Source organism: Nocardioides sp. SYSU D00038 (genome assembly GCF_016924665.1).
Classification (GTDB): Bacteria; Actinomycetota; Actinomycetes; order Propionibacteriales; family Nocardioidaceae; genus Nocardioides.
In genome coordinates this window covers 214,228-240,562 of record NZ_JAFFJT010000005.1, presented here as the reverse complement: position 1 = coordinate 240,562, position 26,335 = coordinate 214,228, and the positions used below count along the sequence as shown (strand labels likewise).

21 protein-coding genes are annotated in these 26,335 nt (G+C 74.5%); 16 read left to right on the top strand and 5 right to left on the bottom strand.

The features are described from left to right. Positions 1-225 precede the first annotated feature (225 nt). Positions 226-3,042, top strand: a complete 2,817-nt coding sequence (locus tag JT721_RS02035; protein ID WP_205471211.1) for an FG-GAP-like repeat-containing protein — start codon at positions 226-228, stop codon at positions 3,040-3,042. Between the two features lie 43 nt (positions 3,043-3,085). On the opposite strand, the gene JT721_RS02030 is transcribed toward JT721_RS02035, so the two are convergent. Then, complete coding sequence (locus JT721_RS02030; RefSeq protein ID WP_205471210.1) at positions 3,086-3,838, bottom strand: TIGR03089 family protein; 753 nt, start codon at positions 3,836-3,838, stop codon at positions 3,086-3,088. Positions 3,839-3,882: 44 nt separating this feature from the next. Between JT721_RS02030 and JT721_RS02025 the strand changes: the two genes are divergently transcribed. Next, on the top strand, positions 3,883-4,977 hold the full coding sequence (locus tag JT721_RS02025; protein WP_205471209.1) for a mannose-1-phosphate guanylyltransferase: 1,095 nt from the start codon (positions 3,883-3,885) through the stop codon (positions 4,975-4,977). Positions 4,978-5,004: 27 nt separating this feature from the next. Here JT721_RS02025 and JT721_RS02020 read toward each other — a convergent pair whose 3' ends face one another. The 3 genes from JT721_RS02020 to cofD all read right to left on the bottom strand — a co-directional run bounded on the left by JT721_RS02020 (position 5,005) and on the right by cofD (position 7,817). Further along, a complete protein-coding gene (locus tag JT721_RS02020; RefSeq protein ID WP_205471208.1) occupies positions 5,005-5,745 on the bottom strand; it encodes a DUF3105 domain-containing protein in 741 nt (246 codons plus the stop codon). 81 nt (positions 5,746-5,826) lie between these two features. Next, positions 5,827-6,798, bottom strand: coding sequence for a coenzyme F420-0:L-glutamate ligase (cofE, locus tag JT721_RS02015; protein ID WP_205471207.1), 972 nt, complete (start codon positions 6,796-6,798; stop codon positions 5,827-5,829). Further along, complete coding sequence (cofD, locus tag JT721_RS02010) at positions 6,795-7,817, bottom strand: 2-phospho-L-lactate transferase (protein WP_205471206.1); 1,023 nt, start codon at positions 7,815-7,817, stop codon at positions 6,795-6,797. Before cofD ends, cofE begins: the two co-directional genes overlap by 4 nt. Positions 7,818-8,021: 204 nt before the next feature. On the opposite strand from cofD, the gene JT721_RS02005 reads away from it, so the two are divergent. The 4 genes from JT721_RS02005 to JT721_RS01990 all read left to right on the top strand — a co-directional run bounded on the left by JT721_RS02005 (position 8,022) and on the right by JT721_RS01990 (position 14,610). After that, a complete protein-coding gene (locus JT721_RS02005; protein WP_205471205.1) occupies positions 8,022-8,276 on the top strand; it encodes a WhiB family transcriptional regulator in 255 nt (84 codons plus the stop codon). 203 nt (positions 8,277-8,479) lie between these two features. Continuing rightward, entirely contained in the window at positions 8,480-11,374 is a 2,895-nt protein-coding gene (locus tag JT721_RS02000) for a glycosyltransferase family 2 protein (RefSeq protein WP_205471204.1), read from the top strand. Beyond that, positions 11,371-12,792, top strand: a complete 1,422-nt coding sequence (locus JT721_RS01995) for a DUF5719 family protein (RefSeq protein WP_205471203.1) — start codon at positions 11,371-11,373, stop codon at positions 12,790-12,792. The genes JT721_RS02000 and JT721_RS01995 overlap by 4 nt, the downstream gene beginning before the upstream one ends. Positions 12,793-13,389: 597 nt before the next feature. After that, positions 13,390-14,610, top strand: coding sequence for an HNH endonuclease signature motif containing protein (locus tag JT721_RS01990; RefSeq protein ID WP_205471202.1), 1,221 nt, complete (start codon positions 13,390-13,392; stop codon positions 14,608-14,610). 240 nt (positions 14,611-14,850) lie between these two features. Here JT721_RS01990 and JT721_RS01985 read toward each other — a convergent pair whose 3' ends face one another. Next, entirely contained in the window at positions 14,851-15,279 is a 429-nt protein-coding gene (locus tag JT721_RS01985) for a metallopeptidase family protein (protein WP_307827840.1), read from the bottom strand. A 70-nt stretch (positions 15,280-15,349) separates the two neighbouring features. Here JT721_RS01985 and JT721_RS01980 point away from each other — a divergent pair, with 70 nt between their 5' ends. From JT721_RS01980 to JT721_RS01935, 10 genes are all read left to right on the top strand, one after another. Next, complete coding sequence (locus tag JT721_RS01980; RefSeq protein ID WP_205471201.1) at positions 15,350-15,724, top strand: DUF3499 domain-containing protein; 375 nt, start codon at positions 15,350-15,352, stop codon at positions 15,722-15,724. Between the two features lie 9 nt (positions 15,725-15,733). Beyond that, positions 15,734-17,113: a phosphomannomutase/phosphoglucomutase gene (locus JT721_RS01975; protein ID WP_205471200.1), complete on the top strand. Its 1,380-nt coding sequence runs from the start codon at positions 15,734-15,736 to the stop codon at positions 17,111-17,113. Then, a complete protein-coding gene (locus JT721_RS01970; RefSeq protein WP_205471199.1) occupies positions 17,110-17,277 on the top strand; it encodes a Trm112 family protein in 168 nt (55 codons plus the stop codon). Before JT721_RS01975 ends, JT721_RS01970 begins: the two co-directional genes overlap by 4 nt. 7 nt (positions 17,278-17,284) lie before the next feature. Continuing rightward, positions 17,285-18,334 carry an SIS domain-containing protein gene (locus JT721_RS01965; RefSeq protein ID WP_205471198.1) on the top strand — a complete coding sequence of 350 codons (1,050 nt, stop codon included), beginning with the start codon at positions 17,285-17,287 and terminating at the stop codon, positions 18,332-18,334. Between the two features lie 55 nt (positions 18,335-18,389). Next, positions 18,390-19,475, top strand: a complete 1,086-nt coding sequence (locus JT721_RS01960) for an acyltransferase family protein (RefSeq protein WP_205471197.1) — start codon at positions 18,390-18,392, stop codon at positions 19,473-19,475. 28 nt (positions 19,476-19,503) lie between these two features. Continuing rightward, the gene (locus JT721_RS01955; RefSeq protein ID WP_205471196.1) at positions 19,504-20,463 is read left to right on the top strand and encodes a DUF808 domain-containing protein; all 960 of its coding nucleotides are present in this window, start codon (positions 19,504-19,506) and stop codon (positions 20,461-20,463) included. A gap of 123 nt (positions 20,464-20,586) precedes the next feature. After that, positions 20,587-22,017, top strand: a complete 1,431-nt coding sequence (gene ahcY / locus JT721_RS01950; protein ID WP_205471195.1) for an adenosylhomocysteinase — start codon at positions 20,587-20,589, stop codon at positions 22,015-22,017. Between the two features lie 178 nt (positions 22,018-22,195). Next, positions 22,196-22,909 carry an MtrAB system response regulator MtrA gene (mtrA, locus tag JT721_RS01945; protein WP_205471194.1) on the top strand — a complete coding sequence of 238 codons (714 nt, stop codon included), beginning with the start codon at positions 22,196-22,198 and terminating at the stop codon, positions 22,907-22,909. A gap of 44 nt (positions 22,910-22,953) precedes the next feature. Further along, positions 22,954-24,594, top strand: coding sequence for an MtrAB system histidine kinase MtrB (gene mtrB / locus JT721_RS01940; RefSeq protein ID WP_205471193.1), 1,641 nt, complete (start codon positions 22,954-22,956; stop codon positions 24,592-24,594). Then, the gene (locus tag JT721_RS01935) at positions 24,591-26,318 is read left to right on the top strand and encodes an LpqB family beta-propeller domain-containing protein (protein WP_205471192.1); all 1,728 of its coding nucleotides are present in this window, start codon (positions 24,591-24,593) and stop codon (positions 26,316-26,318) included. The genes mtrB and JT721_RS01935 overlap by 4 nt, the downstream gene beginning before the upstream one ends. Positions 26,319-26,335: the final 17 nt, after the last annotated feature.

Here is a 26,335-nt window from a genome sequence, read left to right as displayed (position 1 = left end):
CGCGCCCCCTCGCGTTCCGCTCCTGCCCGTCGTGCGGCACACGGTCCGGGCCGGGCCGACCGGGCGCTGCCGCACGCCCGGAGCCGGTTGACAAATCTCGATCTCGTCGGCGTGTCGACTGGAAATTACAGGTTTGTAGTTACTCAGATCCTCTTCACAGCGCCTGTGACGCGTGTGAAAGTTGCTACTCGTGTGACCTTCCCCCACACCACATGGAGTAGCCGGATGCCCCCGCGAATCAGCCGCTACGTCACCCTGTGCCAGCAGCTGCTGGTCCTCGGTGTCGTGGTCGCCGCGCTCACGCCGGCCGCCAACGTCGTCTCGCTCGACGTGGTGCGCCCGCAGCAGCAGACCCCCGCCACCGCCGGGCTCTCGTCGTACGCCGCCGCGGCGCTCACGCCCGTGCTGGTGCCCGAGCAGCCGGTGGAGCCCACCGTGCAGGAGTTCGCGCTCACGCCCGCCGACGCCGCCTCCGGCGCCCTGTCCGGCGCCGCCGGGAAGCGTGCGGTCGCCCCCGAGCGCTCGGTGGCCAAGAAGGTGGCCCGCGCGGGCCGCACCGAGATCACCTCCCGCCCCCAGGCCGTGACCGGCTACGGCGCCGTCGGCGTGACCTGGGCGCCGGGCGTCGAGCTCGACGACCACGACGCCACCTTCCGGGTGCGCACCCGGGACGGCGGCCGCTGGTCGCAGTGGCAGGAGATGGAGTACCACGACGACCACGGGCCCGACCCCGACAGTGCCGAGGCCCGGCACGCGCGGCCCGGCACCGACGAGCTGCTCGTCGGCGAGGTCGACGACGTGCAGGTCGCGGTCTCGACCCCGAGCGGCGAGGTGCCCGACGACCTGCGGCTCGCGGTGGTCGACCCGGGCGAGGCGGCCGCCTCGCAGGAGGAGGAGCCGGCGATCGACACCGGCGCGCCGACCGCGGGCGACGAGACCGACGGCACCGCCGACGGTGCCGGCAAGGCCCCGGTCGGCAGCGCCGCCCGCGCGGGCGACGACGCGGTCGCGCTGCAGCGGTCGCTGACCGCCCCCCAGCCGCGCATCTACTCCCGCGCCCAGTGGGGCGCCAACGAGAAGCTGCGCGACGGCCGGGCGCTCCACTACGGCACGATCAAGGGTGGCTTCGTCCACCACACCGTCAACGCCAACGACTACACCGCCGAGCAGGTGCCCGGCATCATCCGCTCCATCTACGCCTACCACGTGAAGTCCCGGGGCTGGAGCGACGTCGGCTACAACTTCCTCGTCGACCGCTTCGGCCGGATCTGGGAGGGCCGCTACGGCGGCGTGACCAAGGCCGTGGTCGGGGCGCACACGCTCGGCTACAACGACTACGCGTTCGCGATGTCGGCGATCGGCAACTTCGACGTCGCCCAGCCGCCCACCGCGATGGTGCAGGCCTACGGCGCCCTGATGGCCTGGAAGCTGGCGCTGCACAACGTCGCCGCCGGCGCCCGCAACGTCAAGATCGGCAGCAAGACCTTCTCCCACGCGATCATGGGCCACCGCGACGCCGGCTCCACGGCGTGCCCGGGCCGCTACCTCTACGCCAAGCTCCCGACCATCCGGTCGCTGGCCGACGGCGCCCAGAACGGCACGCCGGTGCCGACGCCGCCGTCGACGCCGAGCACGCCCGGGACGCCGACCGTGTCGTTCACGGGCCGCACCTGGAGCTCGGACCTCGTGGGCTCGGCCCACCCCGACATCGTGCTGCGCCGCGCCTCGGACCAGAAGGCGGTCATCGTGCCGACCGGCGGTGAGAGCGCGTTCCGCAGCGGCCAGGTGAGCCGCACCGGCTGGGCCGGCGCGCGCAAGGTCATTCCCTCGGCCGACCTCACCGGCGACCGCGTCGCCGACGTGGTGGTCATCGACCAGACCGGCACCCACAAGGTGCGGCCCGGTCGCGGCGGCGGCAGGTTCGGCAGCGCCCGGCCGCCGGCGCGCAACCTGGCGGGGCACGACCTGGTGACGGCCGTGGGCAACCTCGACGGCCGAGGAGTCGCCGACCTGGTGGCCCGCGACCCGCGCTCCGGGAAGCTCCGCGCGTTCCTCGGCAACGGCAGGGGTGGCTTCGTCCGCAAGCCGCTCGGCAGCCGCTGGAACCGCTACCGCAGCATCGTCGCGACCGGCGACGTCACCGGGGACGGCCGCGTCGACGTGCTGGGCCTCGACAAGTCCGGCCGGCTCTGGCTGCACCGCGGCCTGCCCGGTCCCAAGCTGGGCGCCCGGGCCGCGGTGCCGGGCTCGTGGGCCGGCTACGACACGGTCACCGGCTACGGCGACTTCACCGGCGACGGGCGCGCCGACCTGTTCGTCAGGGAGCGCAGGAGCCACCGGGCCTACGTCGTCCCCGGCCGCGGCAACGGCACCTTCGGGGCCCGGATCGGCCCGTTCAAGCGGTTCCGCGGCGTCACCTCGCTGGTCGGCGTCGAGCGCCTGGTCAGCCGCACCGGTCCCGACCTGGTCGGTCGCAAGGGCGGCGCGCTGGTGACCTTCGCCAACCGCGGCACCCGCGACCTCGGCTTGCCCGTGGTCACGAACGTCGGGCTGCGCAACTCCGCCGTCGTGCTCAACGCCGGCGACTGGGACGGCGACGGGCACGGCGACCTGCTCACGGTCTCCTCCCAGACCGGCAACCTCCAGCTCCGGCGGGGCGACGGCCGCGGCCGGTTCGCCACCGGGCAGGTGATCGGGTCGGGGTTCGCCGGCGCCACCGGCCTGCTGGTGACGGGCGACGTCAACCGCGACGGCCGCCCCGACCTGCTCGGTCGCCGGGCGGGCAGCACCGGCTGGCAGGTCTGGCCCGGCAAGGGCACCGCGAAGGTCGGCACGGCGTACGCCGTCACGCTGAAGACGCCCACCCGGCCGTCCGGCTACACCTGGCTCACCGACGTCAGCGACCTCAACGGCGACGGGCGCGGCGACCTGGTCGGCCGCACCAGCGCGGGGCTGCTCTACGCCATCCCGCGGACCGCCACCGGCTTCGGCCAGCGGCGCCTCCTGGGCGAGGGCTGGGGAGGCTACGACCGGGGCGCCTGACCCGGTGCTCGGACTCAACTGAACAGCAGCGAACGTCCCTGGGTCACGCGCGTGGGAAGCGGGCCGTGCAGCGCTCGGCGATCTCGATCGTCTCGAGCCGATCCGGTCCGGCGCCGGACACCAGGACGAGGGAGCCGCCCTTCGCGAGCGGCTCCACCAGGGAGGCGACACCCGGTGGGGAAGCCGGGTTCGCCTCCGACAGGAGGCGGCCGCCGTCGGTGAGGAGACTCCCGGCGGCGGCCGTGCTCCACAGCTCCCCCTGCGTGACCCCGCCATCGGGGCCCAGCACCGCGACGTCGCCCTCGGCGGGCGGGTCCCACGGCACGAACGAGTCGGGCTGCGACCACACCTCGACGCCGACGTCGTGGACGCCGGCGGGCAGCGGGTCGGCGAACCGGACGCCGAGCGGCAGCAGCGAGCAGGCCAGCACCGGCACCTGCGGGGCGCGGCCGGCCCACCGCTCGACGCCGGCCGGTCCGCACACGACCGCGTGGGGCGCGGCGCCCGGCACCTCGCGCTCGAGGCGGTCGTCGAGCACGACCGACATCCCGGAGAGCCAGGCCGCGCCGAGGAACACCGGGCCCAGCCAGTGGGCCGGCAGGTCCACGCGCAGCAGGCTGCCGCGCTCGAGGTCGTGCTCCTCCACGAGCAGCGAGGCGGTCTTGGCCACCCAGTTGGCGTAGGTCGCGACCGAGAGCTCGGTGCGCTCCCCGGTCGCCTCGTCGTACCAGGTGACCAGCGGGCGGCCCGGCGCGCGGCGCAGCAGGTCGTCGAGCAGGGCGGGGAACGTCGTCACACCCGTAACCGTAGAGCCGCCCCGGGGTCTCTAGGGTGGCCCCCATGAGCGCCGTCCCCGGAGCGATCGACCACTTCCACGCCGTCATCCCCGCGGGAGGTGCCGGCACCCGGCTGTGGCCGGTCTCGCGGTCGGCCGCGCCGAAGTTCCTGAGCGACCTGACCGGCAGCGGCCGCACGCTGCTCCAGGAGACCGTCGACCGGCTCGCCCCGCTGGTCGACGACCGGTTCCTCGTGGTGACCGGCCGCGCCCACCGCGACGCCGTGGCCGAGCAGACCCGGCTGCCGGACGCCGCGATCCTCGCCGAGCCGTCGGCGCGCGACTCGATGGCCGCGATCGGCCTGGCCGCCGCCGTGCTGGAGCGGCTCGACCCCGACGCGGTGATGGGCTCCTTCGCCGCCGACCACGTGATCGCCGAGCCGGCGGTCTTCCGCGACACCGTGCGCACCGCCGTCGAGGTGGCCCGCGAGGACTGGCTGGTGACCATCGGCATCGAGCCGACGTTCCCCTCCTCGGCGTTCGGCTACGTGCACCTCGGCGACCCGCTCGCCGGGCACGCCGGCGCGTTCCGGGTGCGGTCGTTCGTGGAGAAGCCGTCGCCGGTGGTGGCCGAGGGCTACCTCGCGAGCGGGGAGTACCGCTGGAACGCCGGCATGTTCGTCGTCCGGCCGCGGGTACTGCTCGACCTGCTCGCGGCGAGCGACCCCGACTTCGCGGCGGCGCTGCGCGCCCTCGCCGGCGACCTCGACCGGCTCGAGGAGGTGTGGCCCGAGCTGCCCCGCATCGCGCTCGACCACGCGGTGGCCGAGCCGGCCGCCGACGCAGGCCGGGTGGCCACCGTGCCCGCGTCGTTCGGCTGGGACGACGTCGGCGACTTCGACTCGCTCGCCGCGCTGCTCGGCGCCGGTGACGACCGCGCGGTGCCCGTGGTGCTCGGCGACCCGGCGCTGGTGCGCGACGTGCACAGCACCGGGCTGGTCGTGCCCGGCTCGGGTCGCCTGGTGGCGGTCGTGGGCCTCGACGACGTGGTGGTCGTCGACACCCCCGACGCGCTGCTGGTCACGACCCGCGCCCACGCCCAGGACGTCAAGGAGGTCGTCGCCGACCTCAAGCAGTCGGGTCGCGCCGACCTGACCTGAGCCGGCCGGCCCCGCCGGTCGGCGCGGTCAGGCGCCGCCGGGCTCCGGGGAGTCGGTGTAGGGGTACTTCTCCATGAAGTCCTCGAGCGCCGCGCCGCTGGGCTCGGAGCAGAACTGCACGATGCCCTTCTGCTTGCTCGCGTCGGTCTCGCCGTCGCCGCCGGCCGACCAGTGGGTCAGCGCGATGTGCATGTCGTCGGGGAACGCCTTGCCGTCGTCGTCGGTCCAGGGCACGGCCTTGAACTTGAAGCGGTAGTTGGACTCGCCCGGGAACTTCTTGGCCAGCCCCTCGATCGTCGTGAGCATGCCGCTGTCGTCGGCCGCGGTCTCGTCGTACCAGAGGATCGTGTAGCCGTGCTCGAGGTTGTGCACCAGGTTGCCGAGCTCGGGCCGGTCGTCGGTGGTGTAGAACTTCCGCGCCATCGGGTCCCACTCGTCGTAGTGCTGACCCGAGGTGGGCGGCACGTCGGGGTAGTCGATCGGCGTGCCCTGCTGGACGTGGTCCTGGATGCCGGTGGCCTCCCGCTCCTCGATCTCGCCGCACACCGAGGCGGGGGCGCCGATCGAGCTGAGCTTCTGGTTGCGGAACTCGCGCAGGTCCCACCAGTCCTTGACCGGACGGTAGGCGGCCACCGCCACGATGATGACGGCGACGGTCAGCATGACGCCGACGATGGCGAAGCTGCCCCGGCGGTCGGCCCGGCGCTGCTTCTTGCGGATCTCGTCGATGACCGCCTGACGGTCGGACTTGGCGGACTTCTTGGCCACGGCTGGGAGTTCCTCGGGGGTCTGGTGCGGGATGGGTGCGGGCACGGGACGAGGCAGGCTGCCCCGACCCGTCGGCAGATTCTACGGAGTCGCGGGGCGGATCCGTGACCCGACGGTCGGATCCGCGTCGCCGGCGGCCGTCGGGACCACCTCCCAGCCGTGCGCGAACGCCAGCGCCGCGAGCCGGCCGTCGCCGTCGGGGAGGGGTACGACGAGGGCGTCGCCCTCGGCCGTGGCGACCACGCCGAGCGCGGTCGCGAGGGCGGCGGCGAGCTCGTCGGTCGCCGCCGGTGCTCCGAAGGGGGTGCGGTCGGCCGGCTCGCCCCGCAGCGCGCGGACCACCGCCTCGCGCGCGCCCCAGCCGAACAGGTCGGCGCCCTCGGGGCGTACCAGGGCCACGGCGCCGGGGCCGGGGTCGCCGGCCGGCAGCACCAGGTCGGCGCGACCGCGAACCACGGCGAACGGCCGCGCGCCGAGCTTGCCGGTGGCGAGCTCGGCCGCGCCGGCGAGCTCGTCGGCGACCGCCGGGGCCGTGACGACCAGCTCGTTGCCGTGCGCGTCGTGCCGGCCGGCGTACTGCTCGGAGACGACGATCCCGGCGGCACCGATCGCGATGTCGGTCTGTCCCTCGCGCCAGGCGCGCCCGGCGGTGTCGCTGACCACGACGCCGACGGTGCGGCCGGTGCGCTCGTGGAGGGCCGCCCGCAGGCGGCGGGCCGAGTTGTCGGGGTCGAGCGGCAGCAGCACGACCGACCCCTGCTCGACGTTGCTGGCGTCGATGCCGGCGGCGGCCATCGTCAGCCCGTGGCGGGTGCGCGCGATCGTCGTCGGCCCACGACGGGCCACCACCCGCACGGTCTCGCCCGCCAGCGCCGTCTCGCGGTCGGTGCCGGCCACCACCCGGCCCTCGGCCTTGGCCACCACCTTGCTGGTCACGACGACGACGTCGCCGTCGGCGAGGTCGACCAGCGGTGCCAGCAGCGCCGCCAGGTCGTCACCCGCCCGCACCTCGGGCACCCCGTCGGGGGCGGTCACGACCAGGGCGGGCCTCACGACACCAGGCCGATCGCGGCGGCGGCCATCGCGGCGGTGGCGTCGTGGTCGGTCATCCACAGCGGCGCGGCGGCCGCGGCGAGGCCACCGGCCTGGAGTCGCGCGACCTGGTCGGCGTCGGAGGAGTCGACCAGCCAGCCGTCGAGGACGCCGCCGGCCGAGCGGGCGCCGTAGTGGAGCCCGACGCCGGCCGCGCTGACCTCGACGCCGATCGAGGTCAGCATCTGCTCGGCCATGCCGCGCACGTGGCTGGTGCCGATGATCGGCGAGAGGCCCACGACCGGCGCACGGGTGGCGGCGACCGCCTCGCGCACCCGCGGCACGCCGAGGATGGTGCCCACCGAGACCACGGGGTTCGAGGGCGGCAGCACCACCAGGTCGGCGTCGGTGATCGCGTCGACGACGCCGGGCCCCGCAGTGGCGTCCTCGAGGCCGACGAAGAGCACGGTCTCGGCCGGCACCGAGGCACGCAGCCGGATCCAGTACTCCTGGAAGTGGATCACCCGGCGGCCGCTGGGCGACTCCTCGTCGCGCACCGCGACGTGGGTCTCGACCCGGTCGTCGGTCATCGGCAGCAGCCGCACCCGGTCGCCGACGGTGGGCGCCAGCCAGCGCCGGCACAGCGCCTCGGTGACCTGGGAGAGCGGGTAGCCGGCGTCGAGCATCTGGGTGCGCACGAGGTGGGTCGCGACGTCGCGGTCGCCCAGGCCGAACCAGGTGGGCTCCACGCCGTACGCCGCGAGCTCGTCCTTGACCTTCCAGCCCTCGTCGCGTCGGCCCCAGCCGCGCTCCAGGTCGATCCCGTCGCCGAGGGTGTACATCACCGTGTCGAGGTCGGGGCAGACCTTGAGCCCGTGGACCCAGATGTCGTCGGCGGTGTTGGCCACGACGGTGACCCGCGCGTCGGGCGAGACGCCCGGGAGCGAGCCCGACGAGATGCCGTGGAGGAGGCCCTGGAGGAACTTCGCGCCACCCATCCCGCCGGAGAGGACGGTGATGTTCTCGAACCCGTGCTGCATGCCCACACTGTCTCGCACCGCCCCGTGGTGCGGCCGGGCGGTCCACGCGGGGGAGGGGCGGCACCGGTGCCCGCCGGGGCTATAGCAGACTCGGGCTTGACTTCCGGTGTACGACAGGCATGTAATTCCCACAGTGTCACTCGGCGTTTCGGAGAGCACAGCAGGGTCGGAAGCAACAACGTCAGGGTCGAAAGGGCGAATGCCGTGAGAGAACTCTTTCTCGTCACCGGGGACGCCGACGATGCGGGGTGGCAGGAGCGCGCACTGTGCGCTCAGACCGACCCCGAAGCGTTCTTCCCCGAGAAGGGCGGTTCCACGCGGGAGGCCAAGAAGGTCTGCCAGACGTGCGAGGTACGACAGGAGTGCCTGGAGTCGGCACTCTCCAACGACGAGCGCTTCGGCATCTGGGGCGGTCTCTCCGAGAGGGAGCGCCGCAAGCTGAAGAAGCGCGCAGTCTGAGCGGTCGCCCCCGCGCCCCCGGCGCGCAGGTCGACGGCTCCACCCCGTCACAGAGGATGCCCCGGCAGTCGCCGGGGCTCCTCTGTATTTGCGGGCGCGCGCCGGGCGGGGCGTCGTCCGGGCGTGTCCCGGGGGCTGGGTGGCGCCGGTAGGGTCGAGGATCGTGTCCACGCCACCCGCGCCCGCGCCCCGGGGTGAGCTCCGTGGGTGAGGTGGCGCTGCTGCTGGTCAGCCACGACGGCGCGCGCTGGCTGCCGCAGGTCCTGACGGGCATCGCCGAGCAGACGGCCCCGGTGGCGCACGCCGTCGCCGTCGACACCGGCAGCACCGACGGCAGCGCCGACCTGGTCGCGGCCGCCCCCGGCCCCCTGGGCGCCGCGCCGGTGGAGGTGCTGCCCGCCGACACCGGCTTCCCGGCCGCGGTGGCCCACGGGCTCGCGGTGCTCCGCGAGCGCGGCCTCGCGCCGGAGTGGGTCTGGATCCTCCACGACGACGCCCGCCCCGACCCCGGCGCGCTCGCCGCGCTGCTGGCCGCAGCGGCCGCGCACCCCGACGTCGACCTGCTCGGACCCCAGCTGCGGGAGTGGCCCTCGCTGCGCCGACTGCTCGAGCTGGGCGTCACGATCAGCGGCACCGGCCGCCGCGAGACGGGGCTGGAGCGGGGCGAGTACGACCAGGGCCAGTACGTCGAGCCACGGCCGGTGCTGGCGGTCAACTCCGCCGGCCTGCTGGTCCGGCGCAGCGTGCTCGAGGCGCTGGGCGGCTACGACGAGCAGCTGCCGGTCTTCGGGAACGACCTCGACCTGGGCTGGCGGGCCGCCGCCGCCGGTCACCGCACCCTGGCGGTGCCGGCCGCCGTGGTCTTCCACGCCGAGGCCGCCCACCGCGGCCTGCGGCGCACGCCGCTGACCGGCACCCACACCCACTTCCAGGAGCGCCGCGCCGCGCTGTGGACGCTGCTGGCCAACGGCCGGGCCCGGTCGCTGCCGTGGCGGGTGGTCCGGCTGGTCGTGGGCACGGTGCTGCGGGCCCTCGGCTTCCTGCTGGTGCGCGCGCCCCGGCAGGCCGGGGACGAGGTGGCCGCGCTGGCCTCGGTGCTCGCCTCGCCCGGCACCCTGCTGCGCGCCCGGCGGCGCCGCCGCAGCAGGCGCGGCGACCCGGACCCCGACGCCGTCGGCCGGCTGCTGGCCCCGTGGTGGCTGCCCTACCGGCACGGGCTCGACTTCGTCACCGACGTGCTCGGCGCGTTCAGCCAGCAGGCCGCCGACGTGGCCGACCGCCGCCGGGCCGCGGCCGCCCAGGCCGACCCGTCGTCGTTCGCCGCCCGTCGCGCCGAGCGGCTCGAGGCCGCGGCCGACGAGGACGAGATCGCCGAGACCGGGCTGGTCGTCCGGTTCCTCACCAACCCCGTCGCGGTGGCGCTCGCCGTGCTGGTCGCGCTCGCGCTGGTCGGCGCCCGCGACGCGTTCGGGCAGGTCGCCGGCGGCGGGCTGTCCCCGGCCCCGAGCGGGCTCGGGTCGTGGTGGTCGCTGCTGGTCGACGCCCGCCACCCGGTGGGGCCGGGCACGCCGGTGCCGGCCCCGGCGTACCTGCTGCCGCTGACGCTGCTCGCGCTGCCGCTCGGCGCCGACCCGGGCGTCGCCGTCTCGGCGCTGCTCGTGCTCGCGGTGCCGGTCTCGGTCTGGGGCGCGTGGCGGCTGCTGCGGGTCGTGGGCCGGCTGGCGACCGAGCAGGGCGCGCCGCGCTGGCTGATCCTGTGGGGCGCCGCGACCTACGCGCTGGTGCCGGTGGTCGCCGGCGCCTGGGGCGACGGGCGGCTGGGCCCGGTGGCGACCGCGGTGCTGCTGCCGTGGCTCGCGCACGCCGCGCTCGGCTTCGCCGACCCCGAGGCCGACCGCCGCTGGCGGGCCGGCTTCCGCACCGGCGTGCTGCTGGCGGTCGTCACGGCGTTCACGCCGCTGGCGTGGCCGTTCGCGCTGGTGCTGGGCCTGGTCGTGGTCACGACCGCGCTGCGGCTGATGCCGAGCCTGACCCGCGACCGCACCGTCTGGGGACCGCCCGCCACTGCGATCGGCCTGGTGCCGGTGCTGCTGCTGCCGTGGTGGCTGCCCGCCCTGGTCCACCGTGCCGCCGAGGGGCTGCTGCTCGACGCCGGCCGGCTGCCTGCGCCCCGGACCGCCGGGCTCGAGCTGGTGCTCGGCCGGGTGGGCGGCCTCGACGGGCCCGGCGCCCCGTGGTGGCTCGGTGTCGTGCTGCCCGTCCTCGCGCTGCTCGCGCTGCTGCCGCGCCGCTCCCGGGTGGGGGTGCTGATCTGCTGGGTGGTGGCCCTGGTGACCGTCGTGGTCGCCGCCCTCGCCTCCACCCTGACCCTCGACCTGGCCGCGGTCTCGGTGCCGCCGGGGCTCGGGGCGCTGCTGGTCGTCGTGCAGGGCACGTTCGTCGTCGCCGTCGTGCTCGGCACCCTCGGCCTGCTGGGCGGCTCGGCCCACCGCCGGCGCCGGCTGGTCGCCCTGCCGGCGCTGGTCGCGACCACCGCGACCCTCGCCGGGCTCGGCTGGTGGGTCGCCACCGGCAGCGAGACGCTGCACGACGACACCGACGCCGGCATCCCGGCGTACATGGTCCAGACCGCGACCGCCGGTGCCGAGCACGGCATCCTCGTGGTCCGCGGCAGCGTCGACGACGGGCTGACCTACGTCGTCCGCCGCGGTGACGGCGTCACCCTCGGCGAGGACGAGGTGCTCGCGCTGACCAGCGAGGACCGTCGGCTCACCGACCACGTCGCCGCGCTCACCGGTCGCCCGACCGAGGACGCGGTGCGCGACCTGGCCGGCGACGGCATCGAGTACGTCGTGCTGCCGGCTCCCGCCGACCCCGACGTCGCCGCCGTGCTCGACGGCGTGACCGGGCTGGTGCAGGCCAGCGCCGAGGACCGCGCGACCCGGGCCTGGCGGGTCGACGAGTCGCTGCCCACCGACGGGCGCGACCTGGGCGGGTCGACCTCGCCGCTGCGGCTGGTCCTGCTGCTGGTGCAGGCGGCGGCCGTGGTGACCGTGCTGGTGCTGAGCGCGCCGACGACCGACCGGGAGCGCCGGTGAGCGGCGGGCGCCGGGCGACGCGGGCCCGGGGCGGGCGGTTCGGGCTCGACGGCCTGCTCGCGCTGTTGCTGCCGGTCGCCTGCGCCCTGGCCCTGCTCGCCGTCCGGCCCGCCGACGAGCGCCCCGCGGCCGAGGAGTCGCCCGACCGGGTCGACCTGTCGTCGGTGACGGTGGCCTGCCCCGCCGGTGGTGGGGCGGAGTCGCGGGTGGCGGTGACGCCGCTCGGCGCCGGGCTCACCGGCGACCTCCGCGGCCGGGTCTCGGTCACCACGGAGGAGCAGGCCGCGGCCGGGGCCGGCGACGACCTCGAGCTCGCCTCGGGGCGGGTCGCCTCGGTGCCGGGCGGTGGGGGAGCGGTGCTGGTCTCGGCCGACGACGACCTGGCCCCCGCCCTGGTGGCCGGCCGGCACGCCGGCGCGCCGGTGGCGGCGACCCGCTGCGACGTACCCCGCGCCGACCAGTGGTTCACCGGCGTCGGCGCCGGTGCGACCCACCGCTCGACGATCGCCCTGGTCAACCCCGACCAGGGGCCGGCCGTCGCCGACGTGCGACTCCTGGCCCCCGCGGGACCGGTCGACGCCCCCGAGCTCCGGGGCGTGGCCGTGCCGGGGCGGTCGGTGCGGTTGCTCGAGCTCGCCGCCCTGGTGCCGCGCCGCGGCGACCTCGCCGCGCACGTCGAGGTGCTCCGCGGCCAGCTCTCCGCGACCGTGCTCGACACCGCCGACCAGCTCGGCCGCGCGGGGGCGAGCAGCGACTGGCTCGCCCCCCAGCCCGCGCCCGCGACCCGCTCGGTGCTGCTCGGCCTCACCCGCGGGGACGGCACCCGCACGCTCGTCCTGGCCAACCCCGGGGACAGCGAGGTGCGCGCCGAGCTCGCGGTCGTCACCCCCAAGTCGACGTTCGCCCCCGAGGGCGTCGAGGAGGTCACCGTCGCCCCCGGCTCGACCCGGGTGGTGGCGCTCGACGCGCTCCTCGGCCAGGCGGCCGACACCGGGGCGGTCGGGCTGGTCGTCGATGCCACCGGTCCGGTCACCGCCAGCCTGCGCCAGGTCGTCGACGACGACCTCTCCGTGCTGGTGCCCGGGCAGCCGCTGACGCAGGAGTCCGCCGTCGTCGTACCTCGCGCTCGGGCTGCCCGCCTGCACCTGGCCGGCGCCGCCACCCCCGGCTCGGTCACCGTCGCGGTCCACGCCGCCGACGGCACCGAGCTCACCAGCACCGAGGTCGAGGTCACCCCCGACACCGGCGCCAACGTGAAGCTCCCCGCCGGTGCCGCCCTCGTCGCCGTCACCCCCGCCCCCGGCCTGACCGGCCTCCTCGCCTCGGTGCTCGTCGTCGGCGAGGGCGCCGCCGTCGTGGGCCTCGTCGACCTTCCCCGCGACGCCCGCGTCCCCCGCGTCCGCCTCGGCCTCGACTAGCGGCCCGCCTCCCCGCTGGTCGGGGAAGGACGAAGTCCTGACTCGAGACCTGGTACGACGAGCGCCCTTCCTTGCTCGGGATTCGGCTCGCTCAGGGGCTGACTCGATGCGCCCGCGCGCCTAGCAGGCCGACGCTCGCTGTCAAGGATTCCCTGCGGCGCCTTCGGCGTCCTTGACCGCGAGCCTCGGTCGGCCTGCTGTACGGCGCACTGCCGGCACTCGCAAGCTCGCGCCGCCAGCATGCGCGGGCGCCCCTACCCCCGCTGGTCGAGGAAGGCGTGCAACGCCTGTCTCGAAACCCCCGTGAGCCCGGCAGCCCTCCGGCAACCACGGCGGGCGGCCCGCTTTCGCCGAGCCGTCGTTAATTGACGCCGGGTCGGCGCACCTCGATGTCGACAAGCGCCGGGTCGGCGATACCCCGACGCGCATCCGGTGGGGACGCAGGGTGTTCGGCCGGCGGGGCTTTCGAGACTGTCGCTAGCGCGATTCCTCAACCACCGGCGAGCAAGGTAACGATCGGGTCACAACCCCGAATCCCGTTGTGGACAACGCGAAAACGGGCCGGGGACTGTCGGTGGTCGGTGCTGGGGTAGAGGCATGACAGCGAAGGCCACACCCCACGGACGGCACCCCATCTCGCGGGCCGTCGCGGAGGTGCGGGACACGCTGGGCGACGTCGGGGAGCTGCCGCTGTGGAGCATGCCCGCCCCTGAAGCAGCCGAGACCCTCACCGAGCTCGCGAAACTCAAGAGCCAGGTCGCAGCCCTCGAGCTGCGCGTCGCGGGGCACGCCCAGAGCCAGAAGGTCGAAGCCGCCTCCGGCGCCACCAGCACCGCGGCGTGGCTGGCGGTCGCGACCCACGCCACCCGCCGAGACACCGCCCGCACCATGAAGCTCGCCGAGCTTCTCGACACCATGCCGACCGTCGCCCAGGCGTTGGCACGTGGTGACCTGCTGCTGGAGCAGGCCGAGGTCATCGCCGGCGCGATCGCCAAGCTGCCCGACGGCGTCGACCCGCAGATCCGTGATCAGGCGCAGGCCAAGCTGGTCGAGCTGGCCCAGCACCACGACGCCAAGGACCTCACGATCTTCGGCAACCGGATCCTTGACATCGTCTGCCCCGAGGTCGGCGAAGCAGCCGAAGCCGAGGCACTGGCTCGCGAGGAGCGCGAGGCCGAGAAGGCGTGCAAGCTCACCATGCTCGACGACGGCGAGGGTCGGACCCACGGCCGGTTCGTCATCCCCACCCTGCACGCCGAAGCCCTCAAGAAGGCGTTGTTCGCGCACGCGGCGCTGACCCACGAGAAGGTCACGTCGCAGTCGCTGGGCCAGGCGTTCTGCGACTACATCCTCCGCTACCCCGCAGACCGGCTTCCGCAGCGTGGAGGGGTGAACGCCACCGTGGTGGTGACCATCCCCGTGGCCGTGCTCGAAGGACGCCTGGCGGCGTGCGAGCTCGACACCGGCACCCGGATCAGCCCCGGCGCTGCCCGCAGGCTCGCCTGGGAGGCCGGACTCATCCCCGCCGTCCTCGACGGACAGTCCCAGGTCCTCGACCTCGGCCGCACCCGACGACTGTTCACCACCCCGCAACGCATCGCACTCGGACTCCAGCAGAAGACCTGCCGCAGCGAGGGCTGCGACCGACCCGCCTCCACCTGCGAGGCCCACCACAGGACACGCTGGACCGACGGCGGCAACACCGACCTCAAGGACGGCGTCCTCCTCTGCCCCACCCACCACCAACGCGCCCACGACCCGACGTACAACACGACCTACCTGCCCACCGGCAAGGTCCAGTTCCACAGACGCACGTGAGCCACGCACCGTGTGATCTCTTTCGGACCGCAACCACGACGGTCGACCCCAGCGAACCCGCCAGCCGCCGACGGCGCGCGCCCACCCACCGCGACCAGCCACGGCGAGCAACCCCATTGATCGTCCTGCGACCGCAACCCACCGCGCGCCCGGCAGCCGAACGCGCTGGCTGGCGCTCGCCTCACCAGGTCTCGCGACAGACCTCGTCCTGGAACCAGCGGCTGCCACAACCGCCGCCAGCTACCCCTCGTACCGCGGGTCCACGTCCTCGGCGTCGATGCCCAGCAGCTCGGCGACCTGCTCCACGAGGACCGTGAGCACCATCGCCTCGAGCTCGCTGCGGCCCTCGGCTCGGTGCTCGATGGGGCGGCGGAAGAGGACGATCCGGGTGGGGCGGGGGCCGGTGCCGCGGATCAGGGAGGAGAGGGGGACCTGGCCGGGGGTCCAGTCGTCGGGGATCTGGGGGGCGTCCTCGACGGCGTACTCCACCAGGCCGAGCCGGTCGCCCCAGCGGGCCTCGAGGTCGCGGACGACCGAGAGCACCAGGTCGTCGAAGCGCTGGGCCCCGGTGGGGGTCTCGGGACGCCCCGGCACCCGCGGCAGCACCCCCGGGCCGCGCATGCCCCGGCCGTGCCGGTCGCGGCGCCGGGCGGGCATCTCGGGGGGCACCCGAGAACCCTAGACGAGGGTGCCGCGTGGCGGCGGGGCGCTCGCGACGGCGCGGGGTAGCGTCCGGGTCGTGAGTCCTGCTCGTCGTTGTTCGCGTGCCGCGTGCGGCCGCCCTGCGATCACCACGCTCACCTACGTCTACGCCGACCAGACCGCCGTGCTGGGCCCGCTGGCGACCCACGCCGAGCCGCACGCCTACGACCTGTGCGAGGTGCACAGCGAGCGGCTCTCGGCGCCGCGTGGGTGGGAGGTGCTGCGGCTCGCCTCCGACCTCTCCGACCGCGGCCCCAGCGACGATGACCTCCTGGCGCTGGCCGACGCGGTCCGCGAGGCCGCCCGGCCGCCGGCCCCGGCGACGCCGTCCCCCAGCGAGCAGGGCACCCGGGAGGTCCAGCGCAGGGGCCACCTGAGGGTTCTGGAGCTGGACGACTCGGCCGACTACTAGGGTCGGGGCATGGCCGACACCCTTGCCGCGTCGAACGTCCATGCGATCTTCAAGGCCTACGACGTCCGCGGCCTCGTCGGTGAGCAGGTCGACGAGGCGCTGGCCCGCGCCACCGGCCGGGCGTTCGTCCGGGTGACGGGGGCCGACGAGGTCGTCGTGGGCCACGACATGCGCCCCAGCTCGCCGGGGATGGCGGCCGCGTTCGCCGACGGCGCCGCCGAGATGGGGGCCGACGTGGTGCTCGTCGGGCTGGCGTCGACCGACCAGCTGTACTTCGCCTCGGGCCACCTCGGGCTGCCGGGCGCGATGTTCACGGCGAGCCACAATCCCGCGCAGTACAACGGGATCAAGATGTGCCGCGCCCACGCCACGCCCATCGGCGCCGAGACCGGCCTGCTCGAGATCCGCGACCTCGTGGTGTCGGGGGTCGACGCCGGGGGAGCGCCCCGCGGCACCGTGACCGAGAGCGACCTCCTGGGCGCCTACGCCGACCACCTGCTGACCCTGGCGCCGGTCGCCGGCCGCCGGCTCAAGGTCGTCGCCGACGCCGGCAACGGGATGGCGGGCTGGACCGCCCCGGCGGTCTTCGACCGGCTCGGGGCCGACCAGGTCGAGCTGGTGCCGCTCTACTTCGAGCTCGACGGCACCTTCCCCAACCACGAGGCCAACCCGATCGACCCAGAGACCCTGCGCGACCTCCAGGCCGCGGTGCTGGCCGAGGGCGCCGACGTCGGCCTGGCGTTCGACGGTGACGCCGACCGCTGCTTCCTCGTCGACGAGCGCGGCCGCGCCGTGTCGCCGTCCACGCTCACCGCGCTGATCGCCGCCCGCGAGCTGGCCAAGGAGCCCGGCGCGACGATCATCCACAACCTGATCACGAGCCGCGCGGTCCCCGAGCTGGTCACCGAGCTGGGCGGCACGCCGGTGCGCACCCGGGTCGGCCACTCCTACATCAAGGCCACGATGGCCGAGACCGACGCGGTCTTCGGCGGCGAGCACAGCGGCCACTTCTACTTCCGCGACTTCTGGCGCGCCGACTCGGGCATGCTGGCGGCGCTGCACGCGCTCGCGGCGCTGGCCGAGACCGACCGCCCGCTCTCGGAGCTGCTGGCGGAGTACGAGCGCTACCCCGTGAGCGGCGAGATCAACTCCACGGTCACCGACCAGCAGGCCGTGGTGGCCGAGCTCGAGGCGGCCTACGCCGGCCGCGACGGCGTGACCCTCGACCACCTCGACGGACTCACGGTCTCCCACCCCGACTGGACCTTCAACGTCCGGCCGTCCAACACCGAACCCCTGCTCCGGCTCAACGCCGAGGGTCGCGACGAGGCCACCATGGCCGAGGTCCGCGACGCCGTGCTCGCCTCGATCCGTAAGGTGCGTCCATGACCGTCTCCCAGGAGCTGCTCGACCTGATCGTGTGCCCCGACTGCCACGGCAGCCTGGTCCTCGCCGACGACTCCTCGCAGCTGACCTGCCAGAAGTGCGGCCTGGTCTACCCCGTCCGCGACGGCATCCCGGTGCTGCTCGTCGACGAGGCCCGCCGCGACTGACGCCGCGATGCCCACCTGGTTCGACGAGTCCCGCCTCGACGACGAGTCGGTCCTGGCCGGCACCGACCTGCGCCTGCGCACCCTCGCCGAGTCCGGCGCCCGGGTGCGGCGCGAGGCCGGCGACGCCGCCGCCGCCACCGACGAGGCGGTGGCGCGGGCCGCCGAGCTCGCGCGGCCGCGGGCGGTGATCGCCGCGGGCCCCGACTCCCGCCTGCTCCGGGCGGTGCTCGAGCCGCTGTGCCCGGTGCCGTTCGTGGCCTGGCCCGGGCCGGCGCTGCCGGGCTGGGCGGGCACCCTCGACCTCGTCGTGGTGCTGGCCCCCGACGGCTCCGACCCCGGCACCGCCTCGGCCGTCGCCGAGGCGGTGCGTCGGGGCTGCCAGGTGGTCGTGGCCTGCCCGCCCACCTCGATGGTGGCCGAGCACGCCGCGGGGCGTTGGAGCACCATCCTGCCGACCACCACCCGCGACCAGCTCGCCACGGCGGTGGTGATGCTGACCTACCTCGACCGGGTGCAGCTCGGCCCCGAGACCCGCGCCGAGCAGGTGGCGCAGGCCCTCGACGACGTCGCTATCGCCTGCTCGCCACACCGCGACCTCGCGGTCAACGACGCCAAGATGACCGCCATCGCGCTGGCCGACGCCAACCCCGTGGTGTGGGGTGGCTCGGTGCTGGCGGCGCGGGCCGCCCGCCGGATCGCGGAGTCGATCCGGCGCACCAGCGGCCGCACCGCGCTGGCGGGCGACGCCGAGCAGCTGCTGCCGGTGCTGGAGGCCGCGCGGCCGCTCGACGTCTTCGACGACCCCTTCGCCGATGGTCCGCGCGAGCTGCGGCCGATGCTGCTGGTGCTCGACGACGGCGCGGAGGAGCCGGTGGTCCGCGAGCAGCGCGGCCGGCTCCAGGCGGCCGCCGCCGAGCGCCGGGTGCGGGTCGAGACCATCAGCACCGACGCCCCCAGCGAGGTGGCCCGCTACGCCTCGCTGCTGCTGAGCGGCACCTACGCCGCGGAGTACCTCCGGCTCGGCCTGGTCGACGACCGGGGCACGACCGAGACCTGAGCACCTCTCAGCCGGCTCCCGGATGGTGCTCAGGGAGGCCGGGTACCAAGGGGGCATGGGAGTGCAGCGCGACCCGTGGTTCGACAACGCCAAGATGGCGCTGGTCGTGCTGGTGGTCCTCGGTCACTCCTGGACGCTGCTGCCGCAGGACCCGCTGGTGGCCCACCTCTACGACTTCCTCTACGCCTGGCACGTGCCGGCCTTCGTGTTCGTCACCGGCTACCTGTCCCGGTCGTTCACCTGGTCGCGCGCCCGGATGTGGCAGCTGACCCGCACCGTCGTGGTGCCCTACGTCGTCTTCGAGTGCGCGCTGGCGCTGTTCCGGGTGCACGTCGGCGGGGAGCGGCTCGAGGACCTGTTCCGCGACCCGCACTGGCCGATGTGGTACCTCGCCGCGCTGTTCTTCTGGCGGCTCCTGACCCCGGTGTTCGCGCCGCTGCGCGGCGGGCTGCCGGTGGCGGTGGGGGTCAGCCTCGCCGCCGGCCTCTACGCCGGCGACACCCTCGACCTGGCCCGGGTGCTCGGGCTGCTGCCGTTCTTCGTGATGGGCCTCAAGGCCACGCCGGAGCGGCTGGAGCGGCTGCGCGACGGGCGGGTGCGGGTCACCGCGGTCGGGGTCCTGGCCGCGATCTGGGTGCTGACCACCTGGACCGACCGGTGGGCCAGCACCGAGTGGCTCTACTACCGCTCCCGCTACAGCGAGCTCGACGTCAGCGACACCCGCGCGCTGCTCACCCGCGCCGCCCTCCTGGTCGTCGGCACGCTCGGCGCCTGGGCCTTCTTCGCCTTGGTGCCGCGGGTCGGGGGCTGGTTCGCCCGGATGGGAGCGTTCACCCTCGTCGTCTACCTCTTCCACGGGTTCGCGGTGAAGGGGGCCGAGTACGCCGGGTACCCGCGCTGGGCCGAGTCGGCGCCGGCGACGGCGTTCGTGGTGACCTCGGTGGCGGCCGTGGCGCTGTCGCTGCTGCTCGCCTGGCGGCCGCTCGCCCGCTGGCTCACCCACGTGGTCGACCCGTTCGGGCCGGCCCAGCGGCAGGTCGAGTCGGCGGTCGACCTGACCGTCGCCACCGCCGAGGCCGACGCGATCGCGACCGCGGTCGACGAGGCGACCTCCGAGGAGCGGCAGCCGGTGGGTCGCTGAGTCGAGCCCGGCCAGTACCCTTCGCCCCATGGCTGGTGGGCTCTTCGCGCTGTTGGACGACGTCGCCGCGCTCGCTCGGCTCGCGGCCGCCTCGATCGACGACGTCGGTGCGGCGGCCGGCCGGGCCACCACCAAGGCCGCGGGTGTCGTCATCGACGACACCGCCGTCACCCCCCAGTACGTCCACGGGGTGGCCGCCGAGCGCGAGCTGCCGATCGTGCGCACGATCGCCGTCGGCTCGCTGCGCAACAAGTTCCTGTTCATCCTGCCCGCGGCGCTGCTGCTCAGCCAGTTCCTGCCGTGGCTCCTCACCCCGTTGCTCATGGTGGGGGGCGGCTACCTCTGCTACGAGGGCGCCCACAAGGTGTGGGGCAAGCTCACCGGCCACGACCACCACGACGTCCCGGTGACCGAGGTCGGCCCCGACGCGGAGAAGGAGCTGATCGGCGGGGCGATCCGCACCGACCTCATCCTCTCCGCCGAGATCATGGTGATCGCCCTCAACGAGGTCTCCGACGAGCCGTTCGTCAGCCGGCTGGCGATCCTGGCGGTGGTCGCACTCGTCATCACCATCGCCGTCTACGGCGTGGTGGCGCTCATCGTGAAGACCGACGACGTCGGCCTCAGCCTGTCGCAGCGCTCGGGCTCGTTCGTCCCCGCGCTCGGCCGGGGGATGGTCAACGCGATGCCGAAGGTGCTGGCCACGATCTCGGTGGTCGGCACCGCGGCGATGCTCTGGGTGGGCGGCCACATCGAGCTGGTCGGGCTCCACGACCTCGGCTGGCACTGGCCCTACGACGTCGTCCACCACCTCGAGGAGGACGTCGAGCACGCGGTCGGCGGGATCGGCGGGGCGCTGGCCTGGCTGGTCAACACGGCCGCGTCGGCGCTGCTCGGCGTGATCGTGGGGGCGCTGGTGCTCGCGGTGGTGACCCTGCTGCCGTTCGGGCGTTCGTCTGACGACGAGGCGGCGCACGCGGCACACTGAGGGGCAGGAACCCTGCCCGGCGACGAGGCCGGGCGCACCTCTCGAGGTCGTCGAGGATTCCCTTTTCGGGGGCGGCTCGTTCTAACCTCGATGGACGCCTACACCCCCTCAGGAGCACCGCACATGGACTACAAGGTCGCCGACCTCAGCCTGGCCGACTTCGGCCGCACCGAGATCCAGCTCGCCGAGCACGAGATGCCCGGCCTGATGGCGATGCGCGCCCGCTACGGCGACAGCAAGCCCCTCGCCGGCGCCCGGATCGCCGGTTCGCTGCACATGACGATCCAGACCGCGGTGCTCATCGAGACCCTGACCGCGCTGGGCGCCGAGGTCCGCTGGGCCTCCTGCAACATCTTCTCCACCCAGGACCACGCGGCCGCCGCGGTCGCCGTCGGCCCCACCGGCACCGTCGACGCCCCCGCCGGCGTCCCGGTCTTCGCCTGGAAGGGCGAGACCCTGGAGGAGTACTGGTGGTGCACCCAGCAGATCCTCGACTGGCCCGGCGACCAGCTCCCGAACATGATCCTCGACGACGGCGGCGACGCGACGCTGCTGGTCCACCTCGGTGTCCAGGCCGAGAAGGCCGGCACCGCGCCCGACCCGACCACGGCGACCAGCGGCGAGCAGAAGATCATCTTCGAGGTGCTCAACGAGGTCCTGGCCAAGAACCCCAACCACTGGACCCCCATCGCCAACTCGATCAAGGGCGTGACCGAGGAGACCACCACCGGTGTCCACCGCCTCTACGAGATGATGAAGGAGGGGTCGCTCCTCTTCCCCGCCATCAACGTCAACGACTCGGTCACCAAGTCGAAGTTCGACAACAAGTACGGCTGCCGTCACTCGCTCATCGACGGCATCAACCGCGCGACCGACGTCCTCATCGGCGGCAAGGTCGCGGTCGTGGCCGGCTACGGCGACGTCGGCAAGGGCTGCGCGGAGTCGCTGCGCGGCCAGGGCGCCCGCGTCATCGTCACCGAGATCGACCCCATCTGCGCCCTGCAGGCGTCGATGGACGGCTACCAGGTCACCACGCTCGAGGACGCCCTCCCGATCGCGGACATCATCATCACCGCGACCGGCAACAAGGACGTCGTCACCGTCGAGCACATGAAGGCGATGAAGCACAACGCGATCGTCGGCAACATCGGCCACTTCGACAACGAGATCGACATGGCCGGCCTCGAGGCGCCGGGCGTGGCCGAGCGCAAGAACGTCAAGCCGCAGGTCGACGTGTGGACCTTCCCGACCGGCAAGTCGATCATCGTGCTCTCCGAGGGTCGCCTGATGAACCTCGGCAACGCGACCGGCCACCCGTCGTTCGTCATGTCGAACTCCTTCACCAACCAGGTCCTGGCGCAGATCGAGATCTTCACCAAGACCGAGGAGTACCCCGTCGGCGTCTACGTGCTGCCCAAGCACCTCGACGAGGAGGTCGCCCGCCTCCACCTCGACGCCCTGGGCGTCAAGCTGACGAGCCTGACCGACGACCAGTCGAGCTACCTCGGCATCCCGGTCGAGGGCCCGTACAAGCCCGAGACGTACCGCTACTGAGGGCTGCGGCGCGCCCCCCCGGCGCGCCCCCAAACCCCGGGCCGCCCCCCCCCCCCCCCCCCCCCCCCCCCCGGAGGACCCCCTCGGGGGGGGGGGGGCGCCCCCGGGGGCCCCCCCGCAACACCCTGGACGACCCGCACAGCAGCACGCCGCCGCCCCGGCTGGCAGGATTGACGGCATGACCGAGCCATCCGGGACCGGCGGCGATGCTGCGTTCAAGGGGCGCGTCCTCGTGGTCGACGACGACGCGTCCCTGGCCGAGATGCTCACCATCGTGCTGCGGCAGGAGGGCTTCGACAGCCGGATGTGCACCCGGGGCGACCTCGCCCTCGACGAGTTCCGCGACTACAGGCCCGACGTCGTGCTGCTCGACCTGATGCTGCCCGGCAAGGACGGCATCGACGTGTGCAAGGAGATCCGGGCCGAGTCCGGCGTGCCGATCGTGATGCTCACCGCGAAGGGCGACACCGTCGACGTCGTCGTCGGGCTCGAGAGCGGCGCCGACGACTACGTCGTCAAGCCGTTCAAGCCCAAGGAGCTCGTGGCCCGGATCCGGGCCCGGGTGCGCCGCTTCGACGACACGGTGGGGGAGTCGCTGACGATCGGCGACCTGGTCATCGACGTCGCCGGGCACGGCGTCTTCCGGGGCGGCGAGCCGATCTCGCTCACCCCGCTGGAGTTCGACCTCCTCGTCTGCCTGGCCCGCAAGCCGTGGCTGGTGTTCACCCGCGAGGAGCTGCTGGAGCAGGTGTGGGGCTACCGCCACTCCGCGGACACCCGGCTGGTCAACGTGCACGTGCAGCGGCTGCGCTCCAAGGTCGAGCACGACGTCGAGAACCCGCGGATCGTCGTCACCGTCCGCGGCGTCGGCTACAAGGCGGGCACGCTGTGAGCGCTCCCGTGCGCCTTGCCGCGCCGACGCCGTGAGGAGCTGACGTGCTGCGCGCCCGGCCCCCACGCCGCGTCTCGGCCACGGTGCGGCGCGCCCTCACCTTCTGGCGGCGCTCGGTGCAGGCCCGGGTCGTGGCCAGCACCCTGGTGCTCTCGGCGGTCGTGGTCGGCATCGTGGGCTGGTTCCTGCTGCAGCAGACCCGCGAGGGCCTGCTCGAGCACCGCGTCGACGCCGTGACGGCCGAGGTCGCCGACGAGGTCGCCGAGGCCGAGCGCAACCTCGACGCCGCCACCCCGGTCACCGACCCCTCGGCGCAGCGCCGCGACCTCGTGCAGCTGATCATCCAGCGCGGCGCCACCCGTGGCTTCGACGTGGTGATGGCCGGCCCGACCGGCGAGGGCGGTGGCCGGATCGCCGACGGCGGCACCGAGTCGAGCCCCCACGTCGACGCCCGCAGCGTGCCGCCCGCGCTGGAGGAGGTGCTCAGCAGCCCCCGCTCGATGGCGGCGTGGACCTACACCCGGATCGGCACCACCGACGACGCCGGTGACGTCGTCTCCACCGCGCCCGGCGTCGTGGTGGGGGCCCAGGTGCGGCTGCCCGCCGACGGCCGCACCTACGTCCTCTACTTCCTGTTCCCGCTGGAGCAGGAGGAGGAGACGATGGCGCTGGTCAGCCGGGCGCTGCTGACCGCGGGCGGGCTGCTGCTGGTGCTCGTGGCCGGCGTCGCGTGGTTGGTGACCCGCCAGGTCGTCACGCCGGTGCGGCTTGCCCGCAAGGTGGCCGAGCGGCTGGCCGCCGGCCGGCTGCAGGAGCGGCTGCAGGTCTCCGGCGAGGACGACCTCGCCCGCCTCGCCCAGTCGTTCAACCAGATGGCCACCAACCTCCAGCGCCAGATCCGCCGGCTCGAGGAGCTCAGCCGGGTGCAGCGGCGCTTCGTCGCCGACGTCTCCCACGAGCTGCGCACGCCGCTGACCACGGTGCGGATGGCCGGCGACGTGCTCCACGACGCCCGTCAGGACTTCGACCCCACCACCGCCCGCGCCGCCGAGCTCCTCCAGACCGAGCTCGACCGGTTCGAGACGCTGCTCGCCGACCTGCTCGAGATCAGCCGGTTCGACGCCGGGGCCGCGGTGCTCGACACCGACGCGGTCAACCTCGTCGACGTCGCCCACCGGGTCGTCGACTCCTCCCGCCCGCTCGCTGCCACCCGCGACGTCGAGCTCGTGGTCGAGGCCCCCGACCGGCCGTGCCTGGCCGAGGCCGACGTACGACGGGTGGAGCGGATCCTGCGCAACCTGGTCACCAACGCCATCGACCACGCCCGTCCCGCCGACGACCCTGGCGCCCCGGCACGGGTGGTGGTACGGGTCGACGGCGACGACCACGCCGCCGCTGTCGCGGTCCGCGACCACGGCGTGGGCCTGGCGCCGGAGGACGCGGCGATGGTCTTCAACCGGTTCTGGCGCGCCGACCCCGCCCGGGCCCGCACCAGCGGGGGCACCGGGCTGGGGCTGGCGATCGCGCTCGAGGACGCCCACCTCCACGGCGGCTGGCTGCAGGCCTGGGGCCAGGTGCACGACGGCGCGCAGTTCCGGCTCACGCTGCCGCGCCACGCGGGCGAGCCGCTGCGGTCGAGCCCGCTGCCGCTGGTGCCCGACGACGCCCGCGAGGTGGCCCGGTGAGGCGGCTGCTGGCGCCGCTGGTGCTGACGCTCGCGCTGGCGGCGTCCGGCTGCGTCGGCATGCCCGAGGAGGGGCCGGTCGTGCGCACCGGCGCGCGCGGCAGCGGCGAGCAGGCGGACGCGATGACGATCAACCCGCTCGGGCCGCGCGAGGGGATGTCGCAGTCGGAGATCGTGCGGGGCTTCCTCGACGCCATGCAGGCGACCCCGATCCGCTACGACGTCGCGCGGGCGTTCCTCACCGAGGCGGCCGACGCCGAGTGGGACCCCGAGGCCGAGACCATCACCTACACCACCGCCAGCGCGCCCTCGGGCACCTCGCAGGTCGTCGTCCGGCTGGAGGGCGGGCACCGCCTCGACGGCCGCGGTGCGTGGCAGGGCGTGCTCCCGGCGGCCGAGGCGCAGCTGGAGTTCCGGGTCGTGGTCGAGGACGGCCAGTTCCGCATCGACCGGGCGCCGGACGCGCTCGTCGTCCCGGAGTGGTGGTTCCAGCAGCGCTACCGCCAGGTGGCGGTCTACTTCTTCGACCCCACCGGCCGGATCCTGGTGCCCGACCCGGTCTTCGTGCCCAAGGGCAAGACGCTGCCGTCGGTCCTGGTGCGCCGGCTGGTCGCCGGCCCGCCCGCGGCGCTGCGCGACCACGTCCGCACGATGGTGCCGCTCGACGTGCAGCCCGGCTTCTCGGTGCCGGTCTCGGCCTCGGGCGTCGCCGAGGTGGCGCTGACCGGTGAGACCACCATGCCCACCGGCACCGAGGTGGACCTGCTGCTGGCCCAGCTGGCCTGGACCCTGCGCCAGGACCGGAGCATCTCCCGGTTCCGGGTCACCCTCAACGGCACCCCCGTGCAGCGCGGCGGCGAGTCCGACTTCGCGGTGGCCTCGGGCGAGAAGTACGCGCCGTCCGTCGCCGGTGCGAGCACGCTGCTCTACGGGTTGCGCGACGGACTGGTCGTCTCCGGCACCGCCTCCGACCTCACCCCGGTCTCGGGGCCGCTCGGCACCGTCGACCACGGGCTGCGCTCGGTGAGCCCCAACCTCACCGGCAGCCAGGCCGCGGGCGTGACCCTCGACGGCACCCGCCTGGTGCTCTCGTCGCTGGTGGGCGAGGACGTGCCGACCCGGACCCTGGCCACGAGGGGCACCGACCTGCTCGAGCCGGCGTGGGACTTCGCCGACCGGTTGTGGGTGGCCGATCGGCGGCCGGGCGGGTCGGTGGTCTCGGTGCTGGTCGGCGACCGGCTGCGCCCGGTGACCGTCGAGGGCATCACCGGCGCGGACGTCAAGCGGCTGCTGGTCTCGCGCGACGGCACCCGGCTCGTCGCGGTCGTGCGGCGGGCCGGCTACGACGCCGTGCTGACCAGCCGGGTGGTGCACGATCCCTCCGGCCGGGTGCGCGCGGTGGGGCCCGCCGAGGACATCACCCCGGTGGCCGGCGACGGGGAGCGGATCCGCTCCATCGTGTGGCGCTCGCCCACCACCCTGGTCGTGCAGCACCCGGTGACCACCGAGCTCTCCCGGCTGCGCACCATCGCCGTGGACGGCTCACCGGTGCTCGCCGAGGGCATGTCGGGGACCCGCAGCGGCAGCATCGAACGGCTGATCGGCACGCCGACGCCCGGCACGCCGACGTACGCCGTGACGGCCGACGGGCTGGTCGACCTCACCGGTCCGGACGTGCCGATCCCGGTCGCCGACGGGGTCTCTGCCGTCGACTTCGTCGGCTGACCCTCCACAGGGCGAGT